The sequence below is a fragment of the Arthrobacter sp. PvP103 genome, assembly GCF_017833075.1.
In the GTDB taxonomy this organism is placed as follows: domain Bacteria; phylum Actinomycetota; class Actinomycetes; order Actinomycetales; family Micrococcaceae; genus Arthrobacter.
This window is the reverse complement of the sequence record NZ_JAFIBQ010000001.1, coordinates 3,887,411-3,913,203: the sequence shown is the minus strand read 5'-3', so window position 1 is coordinate 3,913,203 and position 25,793 is coordinate 3,887,411. Positions and strand designations below refer to the sequence as shown.

At 65.1% G+C, this 25,793-nt stretch carries 26 protein-coding genes and 3 tRNA genes; 10 read left to right on the top strand and 19 right to left on the bottom strand.

Annotation, left to right across the window (positions count from 1 at the left end; translation table 11 throughout):
* Window positions 1-1,011, bottom strand: coding sequence for an alpha-ketoacid dehydrogenase subunit beta (locus tag JOE41_RS17860; RefSeq protein ID WP_209753125.1), 1,011 nt, complete (start codon window positions 1,009-1,011; stop codon window positions 1-3).
* Window positions 1,011-2,189, bottom strand: a complete 1,179-nt coding sequence (gene pdhA / locus JOE41_RS17855) for a pyruvate dehydrogenase (acetyl-transferring) E1 component subunit alpha (RefSeq protein WP_011691242.1) — start codon at window positions 2,187-2,189, stop codon at window positions 1,011-1,013. The genes JOE41_RS17860 and pdhA overlap by 1 nt, the downstream gene beginning before the upstream one ends.
* A gap of 196 nt (window positions 2,190-2,385) precedes the next feature.
* Here pdhA and JOE41_RS17850 point away from each other — a divergent pair, with 196 nt between their 5' ends.
* Complete coding sequence (locus JOE41_RS17850) at window positions 2,386-2,859, top strand: Lrp/AsnC family transcriptional regulator (RefSeq protein WP_209753124.1); 474 nt, start codon at window positions 2,386-2,388, stop codon at window positions 2,857-2,859.
* A gap of 562 nt (window positions 2,860-3,421) precedes the next feature.
* Complete coding sequence (locus JOE41_RS17845; protein ID WP_232223602.1) at window positions 3,422-3,802, top strand: hypothetical protein; 381 nt, start codon at window positions 3,422-3,424, stop codon at window positions 3,800-3,802.
* A gap of 90 nt (window positions 3,803-3,892) precedes the next feature.
* Here the strand turns inward: JOE41_RS17845 and JOE41_RS17840 are convergent, their stop codons facing one another.
* Both JOE41_RS17840 and JOE41_RS17835 read right to left on the bottom strand, forming a co-directional pair.
* Window positions 3,893-5,509: a cation acetate symporter gene (locus JOE41_RS17840; protein WP_209753123.1), complete on the bottom strand. Its 1,617-nt coding sequence runs from the start codon at window positions 5,507-5,509 to the stop codon at window positions 3,893-3,895.
* Window positions 5,506-5,886, bottom strand: a complete 381-nt coding sequence (locus JOE41_RS17835; protein WP_011691238.1) for a DUF485 domain-containing protein — start codon at window positions 5,884-5,886, stop codon at window positions 5,506-5,508. The genes JOE41_RS17840 and JOE41_RS17835 overlap by 4 nt, the downstream gene beginning before the upstream one ends.
* Window positions 5,887-6,083: 197 nt before the next feature.
* On the opposite strand from JOE41_RS17835, the gene JOE41_RS17830 reads away from it, so the two are divergent.
* From JOE41_RS17830 to JOE41_RS17815, 4 genes are read left to right on the top strand one after another with little or no spacing between them, the layout of a single operon-like run.
* Window positions 6,084-7,301, top strand: coding sequence for a sensor histidine kinase (locus JOE41_RS17830; protein ID WP_209753122.1), 1,218 nt, complete (start codon window positions 6,084-6,086; stop codon window positions 7,299-7,301).
* 22 nt (window positions 7,302-7,323) lie between these two features.
* On the top strand, window positions 7,324-8,043 hold the full coding sequence (locus JOE41_RS17825; RefSeq protein ID WP_011691236.1) for a LytTR family DNA-binding domain-containing protein: 720 nt from the start codon (window positions 7,324-7,326) through the stop codon (window positions 8,041-8,043).
* Window positions 8,040-8,390, top strand: coding sequence for a DUF485 domain-containing protein (locus tag JOE41_RS17820; protein WP_043429589.1), 351 nt, complete (start codon window positions 8,040-8,042; stop codon window positions 8,388-8,390). The genes JOE41_RS17825 and JOE41_RS17820 overlap by 4 nt, the downstream gene beginning before the upstream one ends.
* Window positions 8,391-8,397: 7 nt before the next feature.
* On the top strand, window positions 8,398-9,894 hold the full coding sequence (locus JOE41_RS17815; RefSeq protein WP_209753121.1) for a cation acetate symporter: 1,497 nt from the start codon (window positions 8,398-8,400) through the stop codon (window positions 9,892-9,894).
* Between the two features lie 80 nt (window positions 9,895-9,974).
* On the opposite strand, the gene JOE41_RS17810 is transcribed toward JOE41_RS17815, so the two are convergent.
* The 6 genes from JOE41_RS17810 to rpsB all read right to left on the bottom strand — a co-directional run bounded on the left by JOE41_RS17810 (window position 9,975) and on the right by rpsB (window position 14,969).
* The gene (locus JOE41_RS17810; RefSeq protein WP_209753120.1) at window positions 9,975-10,559 is read right to left on the bottom strand and encodes a DivIVA domain-containing protein; all 585 of its coding nucleotides are present in this window, start codon (window positions 10,557-10,559) and stop codon (window positions 9,975-9,977) included.
* Between the two features lie 78 nt (window positions 10,560-10,637).
* Window positions 10,638-11,558, bottom strand: coding sequence for a phosphatidate cytidylyltransferase (locus JOE41_RS17805; RefSeq protein WP_011691232.1), 921 nt, complete (start codon window positions 11,556-11,558; stop codon window positions 10,638-10,640).
* Complete coding sequence (frr, locus tag JOE41_RS17800; RefSeq protein ID WP_011691231.1) at window positions 11,558-12,115, bottom strand: ribosome recycling factor; 558 nt, start codon at window positions 12,113-12,115, stop codon at window positions 11,558-11,560. The genes JOE41_RS17805 and frr overlap by 1 nt, the downstream gene beginning before the upstream one ends.
* Before the next feature lie 111 nt (window positions 12,116-12,226).
* Window positions 12,227-12,964: a UMP kinase gene (pyrH, locus tag JOE41_RS17795; protein ID WP_011691230.1), complete on the bottom strand. Its 738-nt coding sequence runs from the start codon at window positions 12,962-12,964 to the stop codon at window positions 12,227-12,229.
* 148 nt (window positions 12,965-13,112) lie between these two features.
* The gene (tsf, locus tag JOE41_RS17790) at window positions 13,113-13,949 is read right to left on the bottom strand and encodes a translation elongation factor Ts (RefSeq protein WP_011691229.1); all 837 of its coding nucleotides are present in this window, start codon (window positions 13,947-13,949) and stop codon (window positions 13,113-13,115) included.
* A 135-nt stretch (window positions 13,950-14,084) separates the two neighbouring features.
* Window positions 14,085-14,969 carry a 30S ribosomal protein S2 gene (rpsB, locus tag JOE41_RS17785; protein WP_209746296.1) on the bottom strand — a complete coding sequence of 295 codons (885 nt, stop codon included), beginning with the start codon at window positions 14,967-14,969 and terminating at the stop codon, window positions 14,085-14,087.
* A gap of 451 nt (window positions 14,970-15,420) precedes the next feature.
* Between rpsB and JOE41_RS17780 the strand changes: the two genes are divergently transcribed.
* Entirely contained in the window at window positions 15,421-15,939 is a 519-nt protein-coding gene (locus JOE41_RS17780) for a murein hydrolase activator EnvC (RefSeq protein ID WP_209753119.1), read from the top strand.
* A 36-nt stretch (window positions 15,940-15,975) separates the two neighbouring features.
* Here the strand turns inward: JOE41_RS17780 and JOE41_RS17775 are convergent, their stop codons facing one another.
* From JOE41_RS17775 to JOE41_RS17750, 6 genes are all read right to left on the bottom strand, one after another.
* Window positions 15,976-17,166 carry an acyl-CoA dehydrogenase family protein gene (locus JOE41_RS17775; RefSeq protein ID WP_209753118.1) on the bottom strand — a complete coding sequence of 397 codons (1,191 nt, stop codon included), beginning with the start codon at window positions 17,164-17,166 and terminating at the stop codon, window positions 15,976-15,978.
* A gap of 240 nt (window positions 17,167-17,406) precedes the next feature.
* Window positions 17,407-17,480: transfer RNA gene (locus tag JOE41_RS17770), tRNA-Ile, on the bottom strand.
* A 133-nt stretch (window positions 17,481-17,613) separates the two neighbouring features.
* On the bottom strand, window positions 17,614-18,810 hold the full coding sequence (locus JOE41_RS17765; protein WP_209753117.1) for a glycosyltransferase: 1,197 nt from the start codon (window positions 18,808-18,810) through the stop codon (window positions 17,614-17,616).
* Between the two features lie 108 nt (window positions 18,811-18,918).
* Window positions 18,919-19,824 (bottom strand): DMT family transporter, encoded by a 906-nt coding sequence (locus JOE41_RS17760; RefSeq protein WP_209753116.1) that lies wholly within the window; start codon window positions 19,822-19,824, stop codon window positions 18,919-18,921.
* A complete protein-coding gene (locus tag JOE41_RS17755) occupies window positions 19,824-20,447 on the bottom strand; it encodes a CDP-alcohol phosphatidyltransferase family protein (protein WP_209753115.1) in 624 nt (207 codons plus the stop codon). Before JOE41_RS17755 ends, JOE41_RS17760 begins: the two co-directional genes overlap by 1 nt.
* Window positions 20,448-20,498: 51 nt before the next feature.
* Window positions 20,499-21,356, bottom strand: coding sequence for a phage holin family protein (locus tag JOE41_RS17750; protein ID WP_209753114.1), 858 nt, complete (start codon window positions 21,354-21,356; stop codon window positions 20,499-20,501).
* A gap of 184 nt (window positions 21,357-21,540) precedes the next feature.
* Between JOE41_RS17750 and JOE41_RS17745 the strand changes: the two genes are divergently transcribed.
* The 3 genes from JOE41_RS17745 (at window position 21,541) to JOE41_RS17735 (ending at window position 23,449) form a co-directional block, all read left to right on the top strand.
* Window positions 21,541-22,764 (top strand): multidrug effflux MFS transporter, encoded by a 1,224-nt coding sequence (locus JOE41_RS17745; protein WP_011691202.1) that lies wholly within the window; start codon window positions 21,541-21,543, stop codon window positions 22,762-22,764.
* Between the two features lie 28 nt (window positions 22,765-22,792).
* Window positions 22,793-22,972 (top strand): hypothetical protein, encoded by a 180-nt coding sequence (locus tag JOE41_RS17740; RefSeq protein WP_209753113.1) that lies wholly within the window; start codon window positions 22,793-22,795, stop codon window positions 22,970-22,972.
* A gap of 66 nt (window positions 22,973-23,038) precedes the next feature.
* Window positions 23,039-23,449 carry a hypothetical protein gene (locus tag JOE41_RS17735; protein WP_011691200.1) on the top strand — a complete coding sequence of 137 codons (411 nt, stop codon included), beginning with the start codon at window positions 23,039-23,041 and terminating at the stop codon, window positions 23,447-23,449.
* 57 nt (window positions 23,450-23,506) lie between these two features.
* Here JOE41_RS17735 and JOE41_RS17730 read toward each other — a convergent pair.
* The 3 genes from JOE41_RS17730 to dnaG all read right to left on the bottom strand — a co-directional run bounded on the left by JOE41_RS17730 (window position 23,507) and on the right by dnaG (window position 25,779).
* A tRNA-Asn gene (locus JOE41_RS17730) sits at window positions 23,507-23,579 on the bottom strand.
* 126 nt (window positions 23,580-23,705) lie between these two features.
* A tRNA-Asn gene (locus JOE41_RS17725) sits at window positions 23,706-23,778 on the bottom strand.
* Window positions 23,779-23,892: 114 nt separating this feature from the next.
* Window positions 23,893-25,779 carry a DNA primase gene (gene dnaG / locus JOE41_RS17720; RefSeq protein WP_011691199.1) on the bottom strand — a complete coding sequence of 629 codons (1,887 nt, stop codon included), beginning with the start codon at window positions 25,777-25,779 and terminating at the stop codon, window positions 23,893-23,895.
* Window positions 25,780-25,793: the final 14 nt, after the last annotated feature.

The following is a 25,793-nucleotide window of genomic DNA, read 5'->3' as shown; positions in this document are numbered from 1 at the left end:
TCATCCTTCCAGCCCGCTGAGGGAGTTGGGACGGCCCAGGGCACGGTCCACACCGTCCAGGATTCTGTCCAGGCCCGGCAGGTGGTGCATCTCAAGCTTCGAATAGGGGTACGGGATGTCGAAACCGGTGATCCGGACGGGGGCCGCTTCCAGGTGATAGAAGCAGCGTTCGGTGATGCTCGCCGCCACCTCGGCACCGAGCCCGCCCGACTGGCCGGCCTCGTGCGTGATCACCAGCCGTCCTGTCTTGCGCACCGAGGCCTCCAAGGTTGCGAAGTCCACCGGGGCCAGCGAGCGCAGGTCGATGACCTCGACGGAGACGCCTTCATCCGCGGCGGCCAGGGCGGCGTCCTTGGCGGTTTTGACCAGCGGGCCGTAGGCGACGAGAGTCACGTCCTTGCCCTCGGTGACCACCCGGGCCTTTTCCATGGACAGGGCGGTGGCTGGATCGATCGACTCGTCCACCTCGCCTTTGTCGTGGTAGCGGCGTTTGGGTTCGAAGTACAGTACCGGATCGTCCGAGGCAATCGCCTGCTGGATCACGGTATGGGCATCCTGCGGGTTGGACACGCTGACCACCCGCAGTCCGGACGTGTGGGTGAAGTACGCCTCAGGAGACTCTGAATGGTGCTCCGGGGAACCGATGCCGCCGCCGAAGGGGACGCGTACCGTGATGGGCATCTTGACGGCGCCCTGGGTGCGGTAGTGGAGCTTGGCCACCTGGGACACGATCTGGTCGAAGGCCGGATAGATGAACCCGTCGAACTGGATTTCCACCACCGGCCGGTAGCCGCGGTAGGCCAGGCCGACGGCGGTGCCCATGATGCCTGACTCGGCGAGCGGGGTGTCCACCACGCGGTGCTTGCCGAAGTCCTTTTGCAGGCCGTCGGTCACGCGGAAGACGCCGCCGAGCGTGCCGATGTCCTCCCCCATCAGGATGACCTTGGGGTCGTTTTCAAGGGATTTGCGGAGGCCGGAGTTGATTGCCCGGGCAAAGGTCATCTGCGTCATCAGCGAGCACCTTCTTCTGAGTTGGCGGCTGCGGGATCGCCGAAGGACGCCAGGTAACGGGAGTAGTGGTCCTCCTGGCGGTCCAGCCAGGAGTTGGGGGTGCTGTAGACGTGTTTGAAGATGTCCAGCGGCTGCGGGTCCGGCATGTTGATGCAACCGGCCCGCATGTCCCGGGCCACGGCGTCCGCTTTGGCAGCCACCCTGCCCTCAAGCTCGTCCGTCAGCAGGCCCTTGCGTTCCAGTAGGCCCCTGACCCGGGCAATCGGATCCTTGGCCGCCCAGTCTTCCAGTTCGTTGGCATCCCGGTACCGTGTGGGGTCGTCTGCAGTGGTATGCGGGCCCATCCGGTAGGTGACTGCTTCGATGAACGTGGGCCCGCCGCCGTGGCGGGCCCGTTCGAGGGCCTCCCGCGTGGCCGCCATCACCGCCAGGACGTCATTTCCGTCCACCCTTATGCCGGGAATCCCGAATCCTGCCGCGCGGTCGGCGATCCTGATGTGGGACTGCAGGCGGACCGGCTCGGAAATGGCCCAGTGGTTGTTCTGGCAGAAGAAGATCACCGGTGACTGGAAGCTGGCGGCGAAGACCATCGCCTCATTGACGTCGCCTTCGCTCGTGGCGCCGTCGCCGAAGTAGGTGATGGCCACGGAGTCGGCGCCGTCATTCTGGATGCCCATGGCGTAGCCGGTCGCATGGAGCGTCTGGGCTCCGATGATGATCTGCGGCGTGGCCATGTTGATGGTGTACGGGTCCCAGCCTGCCGACGCATTCCCCCGCCACACCTTGAGGATGTCGGCCAGGTCCACGCCGCGGCAGTAGGCGACGCCGTTCTCGCGGTAGCTGGAAAACACGAAGTCATCGTCCCGGAGCGACCTTGCCGACCCTATCTGGGAGGCCTCCTGGCCCAGCAGCGGCGGCCACAGACCGAGCTCGCCCTGGCGCTGGAGCGCCGTGGCTTCGGTGTCGATCCGCCGGATGACCACCATGTCCTCATACAGGGAACCCAGCTGCTCATCACTGACATCCCGGACCCACGCGTCGTACTGCGGATGGCTGACGCGCTCACCGCCGGGAGTGATCAGTTGAACCAGGTCTTCGCCCGCCCCGCCGTGATGTCCTGCACTGTTGTCCGGGCCACCGGCGGCGTTGCCGCCCTGACCCAACTCGTCTGTAAACACAGTTGCACGCAACCTTCATACGTCGTGTCACCGGCGCTCAAGGAACTCGTGATCCCCGTGCACGCCAGCCGCCCGGGCGCCGTTGCCCCGGATAATTGTGACCATACTCACAATGCTCATTGGGTACAACCACTGTCCAAAAAACTGAGCACTATGCCCTGTCTCAGGGCCAGCTCCCGTGCTAGCCTTGCGCATTATGCAAGCTTTGGATGGCACTGACACCCGGCTCCTTTCCGCCCTCGCGAAGGACCCGAAACGGACGGTGGTTGCCCTGGCGCAGAAGCTCGGGCTCTCCCGCAACACAGTGCAGGCCCGGATGGCCCAGCTGGAGAAAAAGCACGTCTTCCTGTCCTTTGAGCGGCGGATCAATCCGGCGGCACTGGGATATCCGCTGATGGCCTTCATCTCTGTCCACGTGCAGCAGCAGAAACTGGGCCAGCTGGCAGTGGACCTGGCCGGCATCCCGGAAATCCTGGAAGGTTACGGACTGACCGGCTCCGCGGACCTCCTGCTGCGGGTAGCGGCGCTGGACGCCGAAGACCTCTTCCGCATTAACGGCAAGATTCTGGCCTGTGAGGGAGTGGACCGGACGGATACGGCGCTGGCCATGGGAGAGCTGATCCCGTTCCGGATCCAGCCGCTGCTCGAGCGCGGCCCCGCCGAAGGCTGAGGGTCCGCTTCCGGCTGAGGGGACGCCGGGGTTATAGGCTGGGTAGAGACGAACGAATCGCGGCCGTGAACGGCCCGTGCAATCAGGCACTGGCCAGGCCGGCTGCCGGAAAGGCTTGATCTTGAGCAATCCTCAGGAACCGTCCCAGCCGGCCGAACCGGGCGACGGCGGGCGGCGCCGGCGGCAGCCTCCTGCGGTCCCGCCGCGCGCGGCCTCTCAACCAGGGGTCCCTGGACAGCCGCCGCTCCCGGCGCACGAGCCTTCAGGCCAGCAGGCACCCGCTCCGCACTACGGGTCACCCGAGCTGGGAGTTCCGGGACCGCCGCCGGTCCCCCATTACGGGGAACCGCAGTACGGGCAAACGCAGCACGGTCAGCCGCCGTACGGGCCGCCGCCATCCGCGGCTCCCGGCGACGGAAACCGGCAGCTCGGGCATCCACAGTACGGAAGCGCGCCGTACGGCGCTCCTGCAGCCCCCGGACCTTACGGTGTTCCGGGCCAGCAGCCACCTGCCAGAGACCGAAAGAAACTGTGGATCATTCTGGGCATAGTCGGCGGAGTCGTGCTCCTCGCGGTGGTGGGCGTGGTGCTGCTGGTCAACCTGGTGGGCGGCGCAACCGCCAAAGCCAAGGGCCTGGCGGAGGATTTCACCCAGCTGGTCATCTCCGGGGACACCGACACCGCCTATGACGACTTCCTCGACCCCGCCCTGCAGCAGAAGCTCTCCAAGGAGGAATTCGCCGCCGGCGTCCAAAGCCTTGAACTGGACGAAACCTGCAAGCCGACGTACAACGACTTCAAGGTGAGCACCGAGAACGGCAACAACGCTGCCGACGTCGCCGGCGTCATCAGCTGCGGCAGCAAGGAAGTGGATCTGGCCTACCGCTTCGACGGCAATAAGGACATGAAGATGATCAACATCAAACTCCGTCCGAAGGCCTGATCCCCGGACAGCAAGACAAACAACAGGAGCTCCCGTAATTCACGGGAGCTCCTGTTGTTTGTGTCAGCTATGTTCAGACAGAGCAGGTTGTCAGTGGTCGACTGCCTTCTCGGCGCCCACGCCGGTCAGGGAGCGGACTTCCATTTCGGCCTGCTTGGTGGTGTCTTCCAGCGTCTTGTCCAGCACCGACCCTAGCCAGCCCAGCAAGAATGCGAGCGGGATAGAAACGATGCCGGGGTTGCTGAGCGGGAAGATCGCGAAGTTGGCGCCCGGGATCATGGACGTCTTGGCCCCTGAGACAACAGGCGACAGTGCGATCAGGATGATCGCTGAGCCAAGTCCGCCGTACATGCTCCAGATGGCACCCTGGGTGGTGAACTTCCGCCAGAAAAGCGAGTACACGATGGTGGGCAGGTTCGCCGAGGCCGCCACAGCGAAGGCGAGTGCCACGAGGAACGCCACGTTCTGGCCGTTGGCGAAGATGCCGCCGGCGATAGCCAGGAGGCCGATGACCACCACGGTGCGCCGGGCGACCTTGACCTCCGTGTCGGCGTCGGCCTTCCCCTTGGCAATCACGCTGGCGTAGATGTCGTGCGCAAACGATGCCGCCGCGGTGATGGTGAGCCCGGCGACAACCGCCAGGATGGTGGCGAAGGCCACCGCAGAGATGAAGCCCAGCAGCAGCGGGCCGCCAAGGTGGAACGCCAGCAGCGGTGCGGCCGAGTTGACTCCGCCCGGGGCACCCTTGATGGTGTCAGCGCCGACCAGTGCCGCGGCACCGTAGCCCAGGACCAGGGTGAACAGGTAGAACAGGCCGATCAGCCAGATGGACCAGACCACGGACTTGCGGGCTTCCTTGGCGGTGGGAACAGTGTAGAAGCGCATCAGCACGTGGGGCAGGGCGGCGGTGCCGAGCACCAGCGCCAGGCCCAGGGACATGAAGTCCAGCTTGGAGGTTTCGGTCTTGCCGTACTGCAGGCCCGGGTTGAGCATGTTCGGGTTGCCTGACGTTTCCACCGCTCCGCCCAGCAGGTCGGAGAGGTTGAAGCCGTAGATGGCGAGGACCCAGAAGGTCATCACGGCGGCGCCGGCAATCAGCAGCATGGCCTTGATGATCTGCACCCAGGTGGTGCCCTTCATGCCGCCGATCAGTACGTACATGATCATGAGGGCGCCGACGACGATGATCACCAGTGCCTGTCCGCCCCAGTCGCTGATGCCGAGGAGCAGGGAGATCAGGCTGCCCGCGCCGGCCATCTGCGCCAGGAGGTAGAAGAAGCAGACCGCCAGGGTGGAGATGGCGGCCGCGATGCGCACCGGGCGCTGCTTGAGCCGGAAGGAGAGCACATCGGCCATGGTGAACTTGCCGGTGTTGCGGAGCAACTCGGCCACGAGCAGCAGGGCGACGAGCCAGGCGACCAGGAAGCCGATGGAGTACATAAAGCCGTCGTAGCCGTTGACGGCGATGGCGCCGGTGATCCCGAGGAACGACGCCGCGGAGAGGTAGTCTCCGGCAATGGCGGTGCCGTTCTGCGGACCGGTGAAGGAACGTCCGGCGGCGTAGTAGTCCGCCGCCGTCTTGTTGTTGCGGCTTGCCTTGATCACGATGACCATGGTGATGGCCACGAACAAGCCAAAGATGCCCATGTTCAGCAGGGTGGTGTCCTTGAGATCCGCAACGTTTACTGCGGGAACCATAAGCGTCATTTTGTTACCCCGCTGATTTTGTTGCCTGCTTTATCAAACTCGTGGCCTTCGATTTCATGGCGGATTTCCGCCGCGATGGGATCGAGCCGCCGGTTGGAGTAGCTCACGTACCAGCCGGTGATGGCGAACGTGGAAACAAACTGCAGCAGGCCCAGGATCAGCCCGATGTTGATGTTGCCCCAGACCTTGGTGGACATAAAGCCGACGGCGTAGTCGGCCAGGAGGACGTATGCGAAGTACCAGAGCAGGAACGCAACGGCCATTGGAAAGACAAAGCTGCGGTGACGCTTGCGCAGTTCCTGGAACTGCTTCGTCGATTGGACTTGCTTGAAGTCCACGGACGCCGCTGCGTCCGGAGTTGGGGCATCGTTACCCATCATTCCTCCTCATTGAGACTTGCCGTCCACACCGGCTGCCCCGTCCACCCGCAGACAGTCCCAGCCAATGTGACTGCAATCACTGTCTCCCGTGATGCGGCTTACATCCAGAGAACCGCGCCCCGCCGTCGCTCAGCGGTCCCGATGCTGCGCCAAACGGTGCCCCGCGGCTACGCCGGGCACGTTACGCTGGGCCCATGCCGGACTCCCCCCTGTTCACCGCCGCAGCCATCGCCGTGATCGCGATGGCGATCGCCGTCGTCGTCGGTGTCGGCCTCAAAGTCCTACGGTCCTTCCGGGAGCTGGGCACGGATGCCGAACGCGCCACGTACAAGACCCTGCACGCGGCCTCGAGGGCCGGCCAGCACCTGCGCACCGGGCTCAACCCCGCGGGCGCGGCCAAAGCCAGCAGGCAGCTCCGCACCATCCTGGGCTGCGATGCCCTGGCCATCACCGACACTTCCGGAGTGCTCGCCTGGGACGGCGCCGCGGAGGAATTGAAGCCGTCCCTGATGGGACTGGCGGCCAAGGTGCTCGACGGCGGCCACACGGCAGTGATCCCGGCCGGGGAAATGCAGATGCTCGCCGGTGATGCGGCTTCCGGCGCGATCACGCCCGACATTGAACGCGCCGTCGTCATCGCCCCCATCAAGGCCGGCGCCCGCGTGGTGGGCGTTATTGCGGCGTTCGCGCCGTCGGCTGGCGCCGGGCTGGTCCGTGCCACCGGCGAAGTGGCAGACTGGGTGGCAGCCCAGGTTGAACTCGCCGAACTCGACGCTTCCCGGACCCTCCTGATGGAGGCCGAGGTCCGTGCCCTCCGCGCCCAGATCAGCCCGCACTTTATCTACAACTCGCTCAACGCCATCGCGTCCTTCATCAACACGGACCCCGTGCGGGCCCGGGAGCTGGTGGTGGAATTCGCCGACTTCACCCGCTACTCCTTCCGTCGCCATGGCGACTTCACCACCCTGGCCGAAGAGCTCCGCTGCATCGACCGCTACCTGTTGCTGGAGCGTGCGCGCTTCGGGGACCGCGTCCAGGTGAGCCTGCGGATCGCCCCCGAGGTGCTGAGCACCGTAATTCCGTTCCTCAGCCTGCAGCCCCTGGTTGAAAATGCCGTCCGGCACGGCCTGGAGGCCAAGGAGGGTCCGGGCCACATCACCATTTCGGCGAACGATTCCGGCGCCTTCGCGGAGGTCACAATAGAGGACGACGGCGTGGGGATGGATCCCGAACAGCTGCGGTCCATGCTGGCCGGGCACAGCGACAGTGACCACGTGGGGCTGCGGAACGTGGATGCCCGGCTCCGCCAGGTCTACGGCGAAGACAACGGCCTGGTCATCGAAACGGCACCCGGGGAGGGGACCCTGATCACCATGCGTGTTCCCAAGTCCCAGCCCGGCCACGACGCCTGAACCGCGGCAGTACTCTAGAACCATGATTAACGTCCTCGTCGCTGACGACGAGCTGCCCGCCGTCGAGGAACTCGCTTTCCTGCTCGGCCGGGACGGCCGGATCGGTACCATCCATCGGGCATCGTCCGGCGCAGAGGCCCTGCGCGTGCTCGACGCCGAGGCCGTGGACGCGGTGTTCCTGGACATCCACATGCCAGCTCTGTCCGGCCTTGATATCGCGCGGGCCATCTCACGAAGCAGCAACCCCCCGGCGGTTGTCTTCGTGACCGCGGACGAAGAGTGCGCGCTGGAAGCCTTCGAGCTCGCCGCCGTGGACTACCTGCTGAAGCCAGTGCGCGCCGAGCGACTTGCCAGGTCGGTGGGCCGCATCAGTGAACTCATGAAGGACGGAGCCGCGACACCGGAAATGATCACGGTGGACCTCGGCGGCACCACCCGGATGATCCGGCGCGACGACGTCACGTACGTCCAGGCCCAGGGCGATTACGCCAGGCTCCACACGGCCGATGCCAGCTACCTCATCCGCGTGCCCCTGGCCGATCTCGAGCAGCAGTGGGCCGAGGCCGGATTCATCCGCACGCATCGGTCCTACCTCATCGCCCTCAACCATGTCAGCCACATGAAGCTCGCTGCGGCCCGGCCCACCGTCACCGTGGCCGGGGCTGAGCTGCCCATCAGCCGCCGCCACCTGCCGTCTGTCCGGGAGAAACTCGAAACCACCCGGATCCGGCCGCAGGCATGACCCGGGTCAGGGTGACGGCCCCGCGGTCAGCCGCAAAGCCGGTGAGGGATTCGCGCGAAGCCGCCGAAGAGTCCGATGTGGGCCAGGTATTCGTCCGGTCCCTGATCCGTTCCCAGCTGCGCCTGGCACTTGTCGTGGCGGCGGGCTTCCTGCTGATCCTGCTGGCTTTTCCGCTCCTGCTGGGACTGGTTCCCGGTTTGGCGGAAGCGAAGATCGCGGGAATCCCGTTTGGCTGGCTCCTCCTTGGGGCCGGGATCTACCCCGTGATCGGACTCAGCGCGTGGCTGTACATCCGGACGGCCGCCCGTAACGAGGCCCGCTACCGGGACCTGGCGGAGGGCGCGTGAGGCGGCCGTGAACCCGGTGGTCGGCATTGCGGCCTTCGTGGCGGTTTCCGTGGCCACCGCCGTCATCGGGTTCTACGGGTTGCGGATTTCACGGACCACAGGCGACTTCTACGTGGCATCCCGGACGGTCCGCCCCTGGTGGAACGCTTCCGCGATTGGCGGCGAGTACCTTTCGGCCGCCAGTTTCCTGGGCGTGGCAGGACTGGTCCTGCTCTCCGGGACCGATGCCCTCTGGTTTCCCATCGGCTACACGGCGGGGTACCTGATGCTGCTGCTCTTCGTTGCCGCGCCGCTGCGCCGCTCGGGCGCCTATACGATTCCGGATTTCACGGAGGTGCGCCTGGACTCCCGGCCCGTCCGCCGGGTCACCAGCCTGGTGGTTGTGGTGGTGGGCTGGCTTTACATTGTGCCGCAGCTGCACGGCGCCGCCCTGACGATCCGCATCACCACAGGGCTGCCGTCCTGGGTGGGGTCCGTGGCGGTGGTCGTTGTGGTGTGCGTGACCGTAGTGGCGGGTGGCATGCGCTCCATCACCTTTGTACAGGCGTTCCAGTACTGGCTGAAGCTGACAGCCATGGCGGTGCCCCTTGTCTTCATAGCCCTGGTACTGGCCGGCAACGGGGTCCCTTCGGTGGCCGAAGCCAATACCAACCCCACCGGCCTGGCACCGACAGGACCGTACCAGAACATCTCACTGCTCGTGGCGCTGCTCTTTGGAACGCTGGGGCTGCCACACGTGCTGGTGCGGTTTTACACCAACCCGGACGGGCAGACGGCCCGCCGCACCACGCTGATCGTGCTGGGACTGCTGTCTGTCTTCTATCTCTTTCCCACTGCCTACGGGCTGATCGGGCGGATGTTCGCCCCGGGCCTAGCGCAGGGCGGCAGGTCGGATGCGCTGGTCCTGCTCCTGCCGGGCCGGCTGATCGGCGGCCCTGCTGGCGAGCTGCTCTCGGCGCTGGTGGTGGCGGGGGCATTTGCCGCCTTCCTGTCCACCACCTCGGGGCTGGTGGTGTCCCTGGCGGGCGTCATCAGCCAGGACGTACTGGGCGGAAGCGTGCGTGGCTTCCGGCTGGCCGCACTGATCTCGGCCACAGTTCCGCTGGGCTTCGCGTTTATGACGGACTCCCTGGCCTTGGCCGGCAGCGTGGGCCTCGTGTTCGCGTTTACGGCTTCAACGATTTGTCCCGCGCTGCTGCTGGGAATCTGGTGGCGGGGCCTCACGGATGCCGGAGCCATCGCAGGGATGGTGACCGGCGGGGTCCTGTGCGGCGGCGCCCTGGTTGCTGGTGCCTTGTCCGGTCCGGCCGCATCGGGTGCCGCGATGCCGCAGTGGCTGGCACAGCCGGCGGCCTGGACGGTGCCGGCCGCCTTCGCCGTGATGATAGTGGTGTCCCGTGCCACGAAGGACCGGGTGCCGAGGACGCTCACGAAGGTCATGACCAGGCTGCACACGCCGGAACGTCCGCTGGCCACCGAACGACAGGGAGCCGCCGAGCGCTAGGGGAACTGCCAAACGCTAGGTAACCGCCGAGCGCTAGGGGAGCTGCCGGACGCCAGGGAACCGCCGAAGGGCCGGGAACATCAGTCGATGGCCGCCATGAGCTCGACGACACGGTCCAGGAAGGCGTCCACCTGGGTTTCCTCGTAGCCATCCTTGCCCTTGGCCTGGCGGAAGACGGCGCGGCGGACATTGTCGACGCTGAGCGGTTGGTCGTGTTCAAGGTAGCCGATGAGGTCGTGGCACAGGTTGTCAACGTCCACGGAGTTGTAGCTCCGGACCCGGCCGCCGGCCGGCCGGCGGAACCGTTCGCCGTCTGGGCGGTGGAGTCTCCCCCGCAGGAGACCGGACAGCTTGCCGATTTCGCGGAGCCAGGCGTCCTCGCCGCGGGCTTCGATGAGCTCATCGCGCTCGCGCCGCGCGAAGGCGTCTTCCAGTCGGTCCAGGGCGGCGTCGACCCCGGCCGCGGCATAGCCGCCTTTGACCGGATCGAAGCAGACCGCCCGGACATCGGCGCTCTTGATGACCTGTGCGGCAGCCCCCGGATTCTCGAACGAAACCCGTGCGCGCTGGAGGAACTGGTCCACCTGCTTGGCGTTGTAGCCGTATTCGTTCCGCTGCACGCGGTCAAAAGACGCAGGTATCTGCCGTTGAATGTCCACTGTCACTTTGCTTCCTTCAGTGCTGTTCAGCTGTTTTGCTCCGCACCAGTCTAAGGTGCCGGGTTGTTTGCGGGCAGGACGCCTTTAGGCGCCGGAGACAGCCGTGAACAGGATAAACGCCGCCGGTGAGGCGAACACGATTGAGTCCAGGCGGTCCATGACGCCGCCATGACCAGGCAGGATGCTGCTCATGTCCTTGATGCCGAGTTCACGTTTGACCATCGATTCGGAGAGATCGCCGATGGTTGACGCCGCCACCATGCCCACGGCGAGAACGACACCCACCCACCACGGCTTATCCAGCAGGAACAGGCATGCCAGGACACCCACGGCGATGGCCCCGCCGATGGAGCCCGCGAACCCTTCCCACGATTTCTTCGGACTGATCTTGGGCGCCATGGGATGCTTTCCGAAGGACGCTCCCACCAGATAGCCGAAAGTATCGTTGGACACGACCAGCAGGAGCATGGTGGCGATCTGCCAGGCGCCGTGCGGAATCACGCCCCCGGGCCAGAAGCCCACCGGCGTCACGCTCCCCACGCCGTGCAGCGGCAGGATCGCGAAGCTGATGAAGAACGGCACCCAGGCCAGCGTGAACACCCCGGCGAAGATGCTCCGGGCGGACCCGGCGGCGCTCTCGATGGTCCGCCATAAGAGCACCGCCACGCTGCTGGCCAGCAGTGCGAACAGCAGGCTTTCCAGTCCGCCGAAGTAAGCAGCCAGCGGCATGCCGACCGTGCCTATCATCACCGGGACTATGGGCAGGCGGGTGCCGCTCACCTCCAGCGCCCGGAAGATCTCCCAGACGCCGAACACCGCGAACGTGGTGGTGACCAGGACAAACCCGAGCGGCAAGAACAGGAGACCCCCCAATACGGCGAAAAGCATCGCGAGGCCCACCACCGTGGCGGCAGGAAGGTTCCTTCCGGCCTTGGGTGTTGGGTTGGAGCGTTGCTTCCCCCGGACCCGGACCCTGGGTCCGGGTGCCTGCTGTGCCTGATCCATCAGACCTCGAGCAGCTCGGCTTCCTTGCGCTTGAGCAGATCGTCAATGCCATCAACGTGTGCCTTGGTGAGGGCGTCGAGTTCCTTCTCGCCGCGCGCTCCCTCGTCCTCGCCCGCTTCGCCGTCCTTGACCAGCTTGTCCAGGGTTTCCTTTGCCTTGCGGCGGATGTTCCGGATGGACACCTTGGCGTCCTCGCCCTTTGCCTTGACGATCTTGACGTATTCCTTGCGGCGTTCCTTGGTCAGCTCCGGAATGGTGATCCGGATGACGTTACCGTCGTTGGACGGGTTGGCGCCCACCTCGGAATCGCTGAGGGCCCGCTCGATGTCACGCAGGGCCGTCTTGTCGAACGGAGTGATCAGGATGGTGCGGGCGTCGGGAACGGCGAACGATGCCAGCTGCTGCAGCGGGGTGGGCGAACCGTAATAGTCCACCAGCACCCGGTTGTAGAGTCCCGGAGTGGCACGGCCGGTACGGATTGACGCGAAGTCTTCCTTAGCTACCTCGACTGCCTTGTCCATCTTGTCCCCGGCTTCGAGCAAGGTCTCTTCGATCACGGTCTCTCCTCAGAAATTGGTGCATTCCGGCTGGCCGGAGAAATGCACGGTTCGTTCCGTCTTTGCGGCCCGCCCTGCGGGCCGGCCTTCCTCAAATCATCCTAGCCGTTGCTAGGGGGTGACCACGGTGCCCAGCTGCTCTCCACGGATCGCCCGGGTCACGTTGCCTTCGCCTTCCATGCCGAAAACCACCATGGTGAGGTTGTTGTCCTTACACATGGTCATGGCAGTCTGGTCCATGACGCGGATGTCACGCCGCAGTGCCTCGTCGTAGCTGAGGTGGTCGAGCTTCTCGGCTTCAGGGTCCTTCTTCGGGTCTGCGGTGTAGACGCCATCCACGCCGCTCTTGGCCATCAGTACGACGTCGGCGTGCACTTCCAGTGCCCGTTGGGCAGCCACGGTGTCAGTGGAGAAGTACGGCAGTCCGGCTCCTGCGCCGAAGATCACGACGCGGCCCTTTTCCATGTGGCGGATGGCCCGGCGCGGGATGTACGCCTCAGCGACCTGGCCCATGGTGATGGCGCTCTGAACGCGGGTCTCCACTCCCGCCTGTTCCAGGAAATCCTGGAGCGCGAGGCAGTTCATCACGGTCCCCAGCATGCCCATGTAGTCGGCACGGGAACGGTCCATGCCGCTCTGGGAGAGTTCCGCGCCGCGGAAGAAGTTGCCGCCGCCCACGACGATCGCAACCTCGACGTCGGGAACTGCTGCGGCAATCTGCTTGGCGACTCCACGGACTGTGTCCGGGTCAACGCCCAGCTTTCCGCCGCCGAAGACCTCGCCGGAGAGTTTCAGGAGGACGCGACGCCGGCTCTTCTCTGACTGGACAGAATTGTTGACGGTTTCCATGGTGCCTTCCCGTAAATGAGCTCTGAGCTAGGTTATCGTGCCGGATGGCCAAAGGTGTCATTTCCCAGGGCCTGATGTGCAGCCCGGAAGGCTGCGGTTGCATGCAAAAGGGGCGGCCACCGAAGTGACCACCCCTTTGCGTGTCTAACTAGGAACCGACGCGGAAACGCGCGAATGCGGTGCCCTTGACGCCAGCCTCTTCGAGGACCTGCGCCACAGACTTCTTGGCATCCTTGGCGAATGCCTGGTCAACCAGCACCTCACCCTTGTAGAAGCCCGTCACGCGGCCTTCCACAATCTTGGTCATGGCTGCCTCGGGCTTGCCCTCGGCCTTGGCCGTCTCCTCGGCGATACGGCGCTCGGACTCAACCAGGTCAGCCGGAACGTCTTCGCGGGTCAGGTAGTTCGGAGCCATGGCGGCGATGTGGACGGCGACGTCGTGTGCTGCGGTGGCAGCTGCTTCGCCTTCGCCGTCAACAGCGAACAGGACGCCAACCTGGGCCGGGAGGTCCTTGGAGGTCTTGTGCAGGTAGGCGTCAACCGTGCCGCCCTCGAGGCGGGAAATACGGCGGACAACAACCTTTTCGCCCAGGATTGCGCCCTCTTCGACGACAACCTCGGACAGCGGCTTGCCGTCAACTTCGGTGGCCAGCAGGGTTTCGATGTCGGCTGCGCCGGACTCGACTGCGACGGCCAGGACCTTGTCGGCCAGCTGGATGAACTTGTCAGCCTTGGCCACGAAGTCGGTCTCGCAGTTAACTTCGATCATCACGCCAACGCCGCCGGCGACCTTGGCAGCTACCAGGCCTTCAGCGGTGGAGCGGCCTTCACGCTTGGTAGCGCCCTTCAGGCCCTTGATGCGGATGATTTCGATGGCCTTCTCGGCGTCACCGTTGGCTTCGTCAAGAGCCTTCTTGACATCCATCATGCCGGCGCCAGTGCGCTCACGCAGAGCCTTGATATCAGCGGCAGTGTAGTTCGCCATGTGAACCCCTCTGTCTAGAAATTTTGTGTGGTGTACGGACTGACAGGACGGCAGCTCACCGAGTGAGCGGCCATCCTGTCAGAAACCCCCGGCACTGCGGACAGTGCCGGGGATGGTCCAGATTTACTTGTCTGCCTACTTGGCAGCGTCGGCTTCGCCGGCTGCAGGCTCGGTTGCCTCGGCAGCTGCCGGGGCTTCCTCTGCGGCGGCGGGAGCTTCTTCTGCAGCAGCCGGAGCAGCAGCTTCTTCAGACTTGCTGCCTTCGAGGAGCTCGCGCTCCCACTCGGCCAGCGGCTCTTCCGGAGCTTCCGTGGTGCCGGTTGCGCGCTGGTTACGGGCGATCAGGCCCTCGGCAACAGCGTCAGCAACAACGCGGGTCAGCAGGTTGACGGAGCGGATGGCGTCGTCGTTGCCCGGGATCGGGAAGTCGACTTCGTCCGGATCGCAGTTGGTGTCCAGGATGGCAACAACCGGGATGTTCAGCTTCTTGGCCTCATCGACTGCGAGGTGCTCCTTCTTGGTGTCCACGATCCAGAGCACGGACGGTGCCTTGGTCAGGTTGCGGATACCGCCGAGGTTGGTCTCGAGCTTGGTGAGTTCACGGCGAAGGAGCAGCAGTTCCTTCTTGGTGTAGGCAGAGCCGGCGACGTCGTCGAAGTCGATCTCTTCGAGTTCCTTCATGCGCTGGATGCGCTTGGAGACCGTCTGGAAGTTGGTCAGCATACCGCCGAGCCAACGCTGGTTGACGTACGGCTGGCCAACGCGGGTGGCCTGCTCAGCGATGGATTCCTGAGCCTGCTTCTTGGTGCCGACGAAGAGAACGGTGCCGCCGTGTGCAACGGTGGCCTTAACGAACTCGTAGGCACGGTCGATGTAGGACAGCGACTGCTGCAGGTCAATGATGTAGATGCCGTTGCGCTCCGTGAAGATGAAGCGCTTCATCTTCGGGTTCCAACGACGGGTCTGGTGTCCAAAGTGGACGCCGCTGTCAAGCAGCTGGCGCATAGTTACGACGGGCATGCCGACGCTCCTTCCGGCAGGTCATTCATGAGAGAGCCCATGGCCCTCTTACCCTGCCAATAGTTGACGGTTGATTAGCTTCGCCCAGGCGGGCGTTGCTCCTGGCATCCATTGCACTTCTCATCAGTTCCGTTGCCGGTCCTGACCGCAAGAGGCGCAATCCTCCACAGCCTGAAGCCGGCGCTTCGGAACGGGAGGGCTGGATACGCGTAGTCAGCCACTGCTCCCCCACACCTCTGAATGAGACGTGCTGACTAGAACGTCCGGAAGGACCAGGCGACCAAGAGGTGGCATGAACCGCCGGCCGGGCATCGTTGAGGGCACAGCAAACTGCTCCGTCAAGTGTACTACAGCGGCCCCACCGGATCGGACCATTTTCGGGCCTGCCCGTTTGTCCACATAGCGCTGCCGGCACCTTCCGCCGCGGGCCCAGGGATTGCAGGCTGAGGTGATGAAAGCCCGAGCCATCCCGGCCGCCATCCTGCTCTCCGTTTCAGTCATCGCGCCGGGCTCCGGCGCAGTCGGCACGCCGGGTGCGGTCACTGCGCCCGGCAGCTGGTCCTGGCCTCTGTCGCCCAGGCCGGCAGTAGTGCGCGCCTTCGATCCCCCGGACAAGCCGTGGATGAGCGGGCACCGCGGGGTGGACCTGCGGACAGCGGCCGACGGCGCCCCGGTCACCGCTCCGGAGTCCGGAACCGTCAGCTTCGCGGGCGTCGTGGTGGACCGGCCCGTGATCACCATCGATCACGGCAATGGCCTGCGCAGCAGCTTCGAGCCGGTCGAAAGCAGCCTCCCGACCGGGGCTGCGGTGTCACGAGGGGATGTCATCGGCACGGCGGTGACCGGCCATTGCGGGTCACTGCCGTGCGTGCACTGGGGCGTGCGCCGCGGCGAGGAGTACATCAATCCGTTGTCCTTGGTGACAGACCTGCGGCCCTCCATCCTGCTTCCCGTCGGTGGACGGGGTTGAGGGTGAAGGGCCGCAACGGCAAAGGATCCGGGCCGGCTAGACGATGGCCGAAATCCCGGTGATAGCCCGCCCCGTCACCAGGGTGTTGATCTCGTGGGTGCCTTCATAGGAGTAGATCGCCTCGGCATCAGAGAAGATCTTCGCCATCTCGAAGTCCGTGACAATGCCGTTGCCGCCGAGGAGGCTACGGCCGATGGCTACGCTTTCGCGCATCCTGGCCGTAGTGAAGGCCTTGGCCAGGGCGGACTGCTCGTCCTTCGCCTCGCCGGCGTCTTCAAGCTGGGACAAGCGGACCATCATGCCCATCGAGCTTACGGCGTTGCCAAGAATCTGGACGAGCTGGTTCTGGACGAGCTGGAAGGACGCGATGGGCCTGCCGAACTGGCTGCGTTCGACGGCGTACCGCCGGGCAACGTCGAAGGCTGCCAGCTGCTGGCCGACGGCCTGCCAGGCGACGGCGAGACGGGTCACCTTCAGGACCCTGTTGGTGTCCCGGAAACTGTTGGCATTGGCGAGCTTGAAGAAGTCCGGCACCACGACATTGTCGAGCGTGATGTCGGCATTCTGGACGGTACGCAGCGAGATCTTGTTTTCAATCTTGGTGGCGCTGTAGCCCTCGGTTTTCGTGTCAACCAGGAAGCCCTTGACCTGGTTGTCGGCTTCGTCACGGGCGTAGATGACCACCCAGTCGGAGAAAGTGGCATTGCCGATCCAGCGCTTGGCACCGTTGAGGATCCAGCTGTCACCCTTTCGGCGGGCCGTGGTGCGGGTGCCGCCGGCAACGTCGGAACCGCCCAGCGGTTCGGTCAGGCCGAAAGCGCCGATCTTTTTCAGCGAGTAGATGTCCGGCAGCCAGGCCTCCTGCTGTTCCTGCGAGGCGAGGGCTTCAATGGAGCCGGTGAACAAGCCGTCGTGGACGCCAAGGAAGGTGGCGATGGAGGTGTCCGCACGCGTGGCTTCGGCATGCAGGATGCCGGCAAAGAGGTTGGAGTACCCCTGGCGCCGGACGGGGCTGACCAGGTCGATCTCGGCCAGCTTCGGGATCAGGTCCATAGGAAACTCGGCGCGGTTCCAGCAATCAACCGCGATGGGCTTGACCTCACGATCCAGGAAATCCCGGACCTCGGCGAGCCGGTCCCTCTCCTTGCCGCTGAGCAGCTGCTCGAACGCGAAGAAGTCGCCGTCGGCGTACGGCAGGTTATTGATGTCGATTGCAGCTTTGGACATGGTGTTCCTTCACGTGTGATCAGCAGCGACCAAAAGACGCGGGCGTCGCCACGGCTGGTTAAGTTACTGATGAGTAACATACCGCAGCCGGGGTGGGCGGGCAAGCGGGCACATGGCCTTGCCGGCCCGGGCCGCAAACGCAAAAGAGCCGTGGCCGATGTCTGAACATCGGCCACGGCTCCCTGTTTGGGGCCAATCGGCATACGCGCCCGGCTCCGCAGGCGGGTCTGTAACTTCTTGTAGGGCTACTCGGACTTGAACCGAGGACCTTAGGATTATGAGTCCCGCGCTCTAACCAGCTGAGCTATAGCCCCGTGCGCCCCGCGGACGGCCGGCTCCGCAGGGAGCCTCGGCACATCCGGGGCAAAAACACTCTAGCAATAGTATTCGCCTGTTACGCGCACCAGCACCCCGGCGCCGGCGGCGTTGGCTGGCACGGCGTGGGAATTACACCACTTTGTCGTCGTAGGTGGCCCCGCGGTAGAGGTCTTCAAAGGTCTGCAGCGTCCCCTGGATGCTGTGCGGCTCCACCATGCAGCGGCTGGCCTTGCCCATCGCGGAGAGCTCCTCGGCCGGAAGCTGCAGCACCCGGGTGATCTTGGCGGCGAGGTCGTCGCTGTCATTGGGGGTGAAGAGGTAGCCGTTTTCGCCGTCGCGCACCAGGTGCGGCAGCGCCATCGCATCCGCCAGCAGCACCGGGGTGGAAGCGGACATGGCCTCCAGCGTGACCAACGACTGGAGCTCAGCCGTTCCCGGCATGCAGAACAGGTCCGCCTTGATGTAGGCCTCCCGCAGTTCGGCATCGCTGGCCAGGCCCAGGAACTTCACCCGCGGTTCCAGTCCCAGCCGTGCCACCTGCGCTTCGAGGGCCGCACGGACCTCGCCTCCACCGACGATCTCCAGGTGGACATTCAGCTCAGCCGGGGTCTTTGCCACCGCGTCGATGAGGATGTTGACGTGCTTCTCCTCCGCCAGACGGCCGGCGAACAGCACGGTGGGATACGGGTGCCGCTCCATGACCTCGCCCTCGCGGAGTTCATAGGCGGCCGAATCAATGCCGTTGGAGAGCGGCAGGACCTTGCGAAGGAAGGCATGCTGATGCATGGCCTTGGCGGCGAGCGGCGTGGGCGTGGTGACGACGTCAGCCCGGCCCATCACCTTGCCCATGTCCTTCCAGGAGATGCGTCCCACGATGTCCTTGAACCACTGCGGAAACGGCAGGAAGGGGTTCAGGTTCTCCGGCATGAAGTGGTTGGTGGCAATGATCCGCACGCCGCGCCGCTCGGCTTCGTAGAGCACGTGTTCGCCGATCATGTAGTGGCTCTGGATGTGCACCACGTCCGGCTTGACGCGGTCAAACAGGAGGCTGATCTCCTTCTTGATCTCCCAGGGGAACGTGATGCGGAAGTACTCGTGCGTGGGCACTGAATGGGAGCGGATCCGGTGCACGGTGCCCTCAGTGCGGAACTCGGTGAAGCTTTTGCCCTTGTCCGGCCGGCACGCGAGCACATGGACATTGTGTCCGCGTGCGGTCATGCCCTTGGCCAGACGGTATCCGAATTGCGCGGCTCCGTTGACGTGGGGCGGGTAGGTGTCCGCAGCAATCAGGATGGTGAGTGGTTGCTGGCTGTCGGGCAAGGTCACGGGGAGAGCTCCTGGTGGTCACGGTGCGGTCAGCGCTGCTGTGGCGGCCGGCTGGCCCCCGGCGCTGTCGCGCCGGGACTTCTGGCGAAGTCTGGGTATCAGTCGCCCCTAGGACACACGCCCTGCGGCCTTGCGCGCGTCCTTCCTGCGCTTGGTCACTTCGGGATGGTGCCGCGAGAGGGCGATTACCCCCACGATAGCAAGGGAAGCGGCCGCCCCCATGGCAATCGCCAGCACGGCGTGGACATCCGGCCGGAGTTCGCCGAGGATGGCGATGCCGATGGCGATTCCAACAATGGGGTCGATAACGGTCAGTCCCGCTATGACGAGGTCCGGCGGCCCGCCGGAGTACGCCGACTGGACAAACCACGAACCCAGCCCGCCGGCCGCCACGATGGCCACCACCGAATACCACTGCACGTTGAGCAGCGCGAGCCCGTTGGGGTCGAGCAGGTGCTTGCCGATGATGCGGGTCAGGACGGCCACGAATCCGAACAGCACCCCCGCGCCGAGAATGTAGATGAAGGCGCTCATCCGGTGCTTGAACACCAGCGCCAGCGTGCCGAAGACGCCCACCGCGAGGGCGAGCAGCAGCACGATGGTGAGTTCGTCGTCGAAACTCACATGGTGGTTTTCCTGCGTCACGTTGACCGCGAGCAGGACGAACATCGCCGAGCCGGTGACGCACGCCGAGATGGCCACCACCGTGGCCCGGTTGATGCTCAGGCCCTGGTCCTTGGCGTTGACGATTGTGGTGATGACCAGGGCAATGGCTCCGATCGGCTGCACCACCGTCAGCGGCGCCGACACGAGGGCGACGGCGTTCATCGCCATGCCGGCGCATAGCAGCAGGAGCCCGAAGACCCAGCGCGGATTGCGGATGAGGCGAAGGAAGCCGTGCGTGCTAAGCGCAAGGCCGCCCGTGTCCGCTTTCACCGCGCTGCCTTGGCGCTGCGCGCCGATGGCCAGGCAAAAGGCGCCCAGCACCGCCAGGAAAACGGCGAGCCACACCATCAGCCGCGTCCGCCGTCGTTCGCGGCCTTAAGCCTGCCCTTACGGATGATGGCCCGGAAATAGTTGTAGGCGGCCACCCAGTGGCCGACCAGCCCGAGGCCGAGGAAGATCCACGCCGCTACGAAGTAGATTTCGGTCAGCGGGATGGGCAGCTTGGCCAGCACCAGCAGCGGGGTGCCCACGAGGAGGAGCGCGGTGCGGACCTTTCCGATCCGGCTGACGGGCAGATCCGGGTGGCTGTGGAAGTAGTACAGCGAAACGGCCATCAGGATGGCATCGGGAACCACCAGCGCCGTCAGGTACCACCACTCCACGACGCCGGCGATCACCAGGGTGATGGCGACGGCAATGAGGGCCATCCGGTCAGCCACCGGATCCATGATCCGGCCCAGCCTGGAGGTCTGGTTGAAGCGACGGGCGATGTACCCGTCCACCCAGTCCGTGCTGCCCATGATCACCAGTACGATCGTGGCGAGGGCATACTCTTTCTGCCACAGGACAAGCCAGATGAACAGCGGCACGCCCATGAACCGGACCACCGTCAGGATGTTGGGGATGGTGAAGACGGCATCGCTGTCCACGTGCCGCTGGCCCGGACGTGCGCCCGCGTTGATGAACTTCATCCCTAACCTCCTTCCCTTCCCGCTTCGACTGCCTGGGTGGTGCCGGTGACGCTAGCCTTTAAGGAGCTTGCGGAGGAGGACTACAAGAACGGCGGCCGACGCCGCCAGTGCAGCCAGCGGCTTCCAGCGCACTCCGGCCTGGCTCTCGCCTGCACGGTTGAGCAGGTTGGCTGCCGAGCGGCTAAGGGTTTCTGCCTGGTGGCCGGCGCGCACCTTGCCTGATTTCAGCCCGGCTTCGGCGGCGCCCAGCAGGAGTTGCGCCTGGGTCTTGAGGTCGAGTTCCTCGCCCAGCTCGTCGCGGACGCCCGTCAGGTGCCGGCGGCGCTTGTCCAGCCGGCTCCGCAGTTCGGCTTCCGTGGGGGCGGGCACGTCAACCTTTTCAGCAGCGGCCTTGGCCTCCTTCTCCGCCTTTTCCTGAGCCGCCTTCGCTTCCTTGGCGGCCTTGGCGGCCTTCGCCTGCTCGGAGGTGGGATCCAGGACAGCAGGGTTGAATTCCGAGCCTTCCTTCACGATGCCGAGATCGTGCTTGAGTCCGCGGATCGTGTCCTCGGGCACAAGCGGCATGGCTTTCTTGAATTTGCTCATGCCGATAAGCGCGCCGATGAGGGCGATGACGAGGAAGACGGCGCATACGAGCAGGGCAGCCAGCCAGGCGGGCATGATGGTGGCAAGCCCCATGATGGCCGCAACGATGAGTCCGGTGACGAGGAAGGCGACAAACACCAGTGCGACGGCCAGGAACGCTGCAGCCACCCCGACCTGGATGCCCTTGCGCTTCAGCTCGATCTTCGCGAGGGCGATTTCGTCGTTGAGCTGCCGTGGCGCGAGTTTGGCAACCAGCCTCAGAGTCTTGGGCAGCGCCGCAATACTCAGTCCGCTAGTTGTCCGGCCGCTGTGTCGTCCGCTCATCGATCCCGCCTAACTGGTTCCATCTTTGATTCGGATTCCGTCGGATTCCGGGGGCCTGCGCGGCTTCACACACACCCCGTTGACAAAACTATCATTCAGGTTCGGCCCCTTCTTCGGCTAATAACCCGTGGCGCGCCCTCCAACGCTGTAAAAGTATGATCTGAGCGCCATAGGATTGGTCCCTGTGAGCATTCCCGCCAATCCGGGCGACTCCCTGAGCCGCAACCGGAAAATCCTGTACATCCTCCTCCTCGGCGCCCTGACCGCACTGGGCCCTTTTACAATCGATCTCTACCTCCCGGCATTCCCCGCCCTTGAGGCAAGCCTCGGGGTGTCCGAGGCTGAAGTGCAGCTCACGCTGACCGGTACAACCGTGGGCTTTGCCCTGGGGCAGCTGGTGGTGGGGCCGCTGAGCGACAAGTTCGGCCGAAGGCTTCCGCTGATCCTTGCCACCGCCCTGCACATCACCGCCTCGCTCGGCGCCGCGCTGTCCACTGACCTGGCCACGCTGGGACTGTTCCGGGTCGTGATGGGCATCGGCGCCGCCGGTGGCGGCGTGGTTGCCATGGCCATGGTGCGGGACCTCTTCACGGGCTACGCCATGGTGCGGATGTTCTCCCGGATGGCGCTGGTCAACGGGCTGGCCCCGATCCTTGCGCCGGTCATCGGCTCGCAGCTCCTGCTGGTTATGCCCTGGCCGGGCATCTTCTACTTCCTGGCCGGCTACGGCACGCTGGTGATCACCGCCGCCATCCTTCTGGTGCGCGAAACCCTCCCCCGCGAACTCCGGGGTAAATCGGGCCTGACGGCGGGCCAGCGTTACAAACTGCTCTTCTCGGACCGGATCTTCGTGGGCCTGCTGCTGCTCGGCGGCATGAACTTCGCCGGGCTCTTTGCCTACCTGTCCGCTTCCCCCTTCCTGTTCCAGGATGTGTACGGGTTCTCGCCCCAGGAGTACGGCCTGCTTTTCGGAATCAACTCGCTGGGCATCGTGGCAGGCGTGCAGACCAGCTCGCGGGTTATCCGGCGGGTTCCGCCGCAGTGGATCCTGGCCTGTTCCACCGCCTGGATGTTCCTGATGGCAGTGCTGATTGTCATCTTCGACCAGCTCGGCCTGGGGCTCTGGGGCGTGATGGTGCCGCTCTGGTTCTACATCCTCGGCACAGGTTTCACCTTCCCCTGCGTCCAGGTCCTGGCACTCTCCAAGCACGGGGCGCAGGCGGGAACGGCGGCGTCGCTGCTGGGAGCAGCAACCTTCATGATGGCCGGCATAGTCTCCCCGGTGGTGGGCTGGTTCGGCGACATCTCGGCAACCGTCATGGGCGGAGTCCAGGCCACGAGCATCCTGCTGGCCGCAGCGGCACTGTGGCTGGTGGTCCGCCCCCGCACGGTCCCCTCCATCCACTAGCGCGCATCCCTCCCGGTACGCTGGAGCCATGGCCAAACGACTCAACCGCAACCGCAGGGGGCTGTTCCTCGGCGCGGTGCTCGGCGGCGTCGCCGGCTACTTTGCCGGGAGGGCGATGGGCAACCCGGCGATGGGCATCATCCTGGGGGCGATCGCCGGCTCCGCACTGCTCTACCGGGTCAATCCCGGCCCCTGGAACCGGCCCTGACACGTCTCCGGGCGAACGGGCTTAGTGGCCCTGTTCCGGCCATTGCCCGCGCGATAAAGTTGTTCTGTGCCCGACTGGCAGCAGCATCATCCGCCCCTTCCGGCCACCTGGCAGCGATGCGACACCGGCATCCTGCCCCTGTGGTGGGAACGGTTGTGCGCACAGACCAGTCCGCAGTCGGCAGCACTTTACGCGGCCGGACTTTTCACTGAGGACCGGCGTCGTCCCATCGCCCAGTGGTTCAACCCCGCGTTCAACGCTGCGCTCCTGGTGGCCCCGGAGACGTCCCCGGAGTGGCCCGTGCAGCGGTTCGGCATCTTCTATGCCCCGCCGAACAGCGGCTTCACCAGGGTGCATTCAGCGCCGCATGAATGGCATCCCCGGGAGCCGCGAAAATCTCCCACCGAGGAGGAGGCGTTCCGTGCTGCCATCGATGAGGCAGAACGCTTCCTGCAGGTGGAGATGGACTTCGTCTGAAGCCTGAATAAAAAAGGGCCCCGTGGCCGGCTGTTCGCCGGCCTCGGGGCCCGTCCGCTCCTCCTGCTGGACTTGAACCAGCAACCCTTCGATTAACAGTCGAATGCTCTGCCAATTGAGCTAAGGAGGAATGAAGCAGGTATGACATTAGCAAAGGTTTTGCCCCAATGTGAAATCGGCTGCCACAGCATGGAGGAATACCCCGCCCGGGTATAAAAAAGTCCCCGTTCCGGTGGCCCGGAACGGGGACTGTGCGCTCCTCCTGCTGGACTTGAACCAGCAACCCTTCGATTAACAGTCGAATGCTCTGCCAATTGAGCTAAGGAGGAATGAAGCGGGTATTAGCCTAGCAAACACACCGGCCGGAAGCGAAATCAGAAGTGAAATCGGGAAACCGCGGCGAGCGGCGCCGCACTTCTCCGGGCGGGTTCGCGCAGCTGAGTTCACGCATCGGAACGCAGTGAACGGCGCTCCATTTCCAGAAGCATCAGCTCACGGTTCAGCCGCTGGAACTCTTCAGGATGGGACGAGGCATCCAGCCTCTGCAGCTGCCCCATCTTGTCCGCCTTGACCCTGGTGATCTGCAGTTCGAACAGCCGCGCGAGGATGTCCCGGCAGTACCTGAGCACGCCTTCCGCGTTGCTTGCCGGCAGCGGCACCACGGCGAGCTCAGAAACCAGCGGACGGAGGGGCTCCGGCACTTCGTTCATCACCTGCTCCACCCACCGCACGGGATCGCCTGTCAGCCCCGGCCCGGAGGCGCGCATGGCGTCGTGGACGGCCTGGTAGGCAGGGGTCCGGAACCCGGCCGCACTGAACCGGTCCCAGGTCCCGCCAGCCAGCATCGCGGGCTCTTGGAGCGCCACTTCCAGCGCCTGGCGCTCCATGGACGCCACGGGGTCCCGGGGGTCCGGCCTGTTGAAGGACGGCACAACGCCCGACGCCGGCAGTTCGGCAATGCCCGGTGCTGCGCCGCTGCCTGCGGGCGTGTCTCCCTGGGCAGCCCGTTTGGCGGCGACGGCCACCGCGCGGCTGACCTCTTCGACGGGCATGCCGAGCCACCCTGCCAGTTCCCGGGCGTACCCGGGGCGGATACCTGCGTCACGGATCTGGGCCACCACCGGGGCGGACTCCCGCAGGGCCGCAATGCGGCCCTCGACGGTGTCGAGGTTGTGCCGCTTCAGCGACGCCCTGATGGCAAATTCAAACAGCGGACGGCGGCTGCTGATCAGGTCACGGACGGCGGAGTCGCCCCGGGCCTGCCGGAGGTCGCAGGGGTCCGCGCCGGTGGGTTCCACTGCAACGTAGGTCTGCGCGACGAATCTCTGGTCCTCCTCGAAGGCGCGCAGGGCGGCCTTCTGGCCGGCGGCATCGCCATCGAAGGTGAAGATGACTTCTCCCCCGGTGCCGTCGTCGGACAACAGCCGCCGGGCGATCTTGATGTGGTCGGCGCCGAACGCGGTTCCGCAGGTGGCCACTGCCGTCGTGATCCCCGACAGGTGGCAGGCCATGACGTCGGTGTAACCCTCCACCACCACCAGCTGCCGTTCCTTGGCGATGTTGCGCTTGGCGAGGTCGATGCCGTAGAGCACCTGGGATTTCTTGTAGAGCGTGGTTTCCGGGGTATTGAGATACTTGGGGCCCTGGTCGTCCTCATAGAGCTTCCGGGCGCCGAATCCGATGGTGTCGCCGGCGATGTCACGGATGGGCCAGATCAGGCGGCCGCGGAACCGGTCATAGATACCCCGGTTGCCTTCGGAGAACATGCCCGTCAGCTTCAGCTCGGCATCCGTGTAGCCCCGGCCGCGGAGGTGCTTGAGCAGCGCGTCCCAGCCCTGCGGGGCGTAGCCCACGCCGAACTGCTCAGCAGCCGTCCGGTCGAAGCCGCGGCCGTGCAGGAAGTTGCGGCCCTCCGAGGCGCCGGGAGTCAGCAGCTGGGCGCGGAAGAACTCGTCTGCCACTTTGTGGGCGTCCAGGAGGCGCTGGCGCTTGCCCACGTCCTCCCGGCTGGGGCCGGTGCCGCCGTCTTCGTAGCGAAGTTCGAAGCCGATCCTGGCCGCCAGCTTTTCCACGGCCTCATGGAACGAGGAGTGGTCCAGCTTCTGGACAAAGGAGATGACGTCGCCGTCCTCGCCGCAGCCGAAGCAGTGGTACCTGCCCACCTGGGGACGGACGGTGAACGACGGCGAACGCTCATCATGGAACGGGCACAGGCCCTTGAAGGAGCCCAGCCCGGCGCCCTTGAGCGTGACGTAGCCGTCCACGACTTCCTTGATGTCCGTGCGCTGGCGTACTTCGTCAATATCTTCGCGTTTGATCAGCCCGGCCACAGAGCCATCCTAGT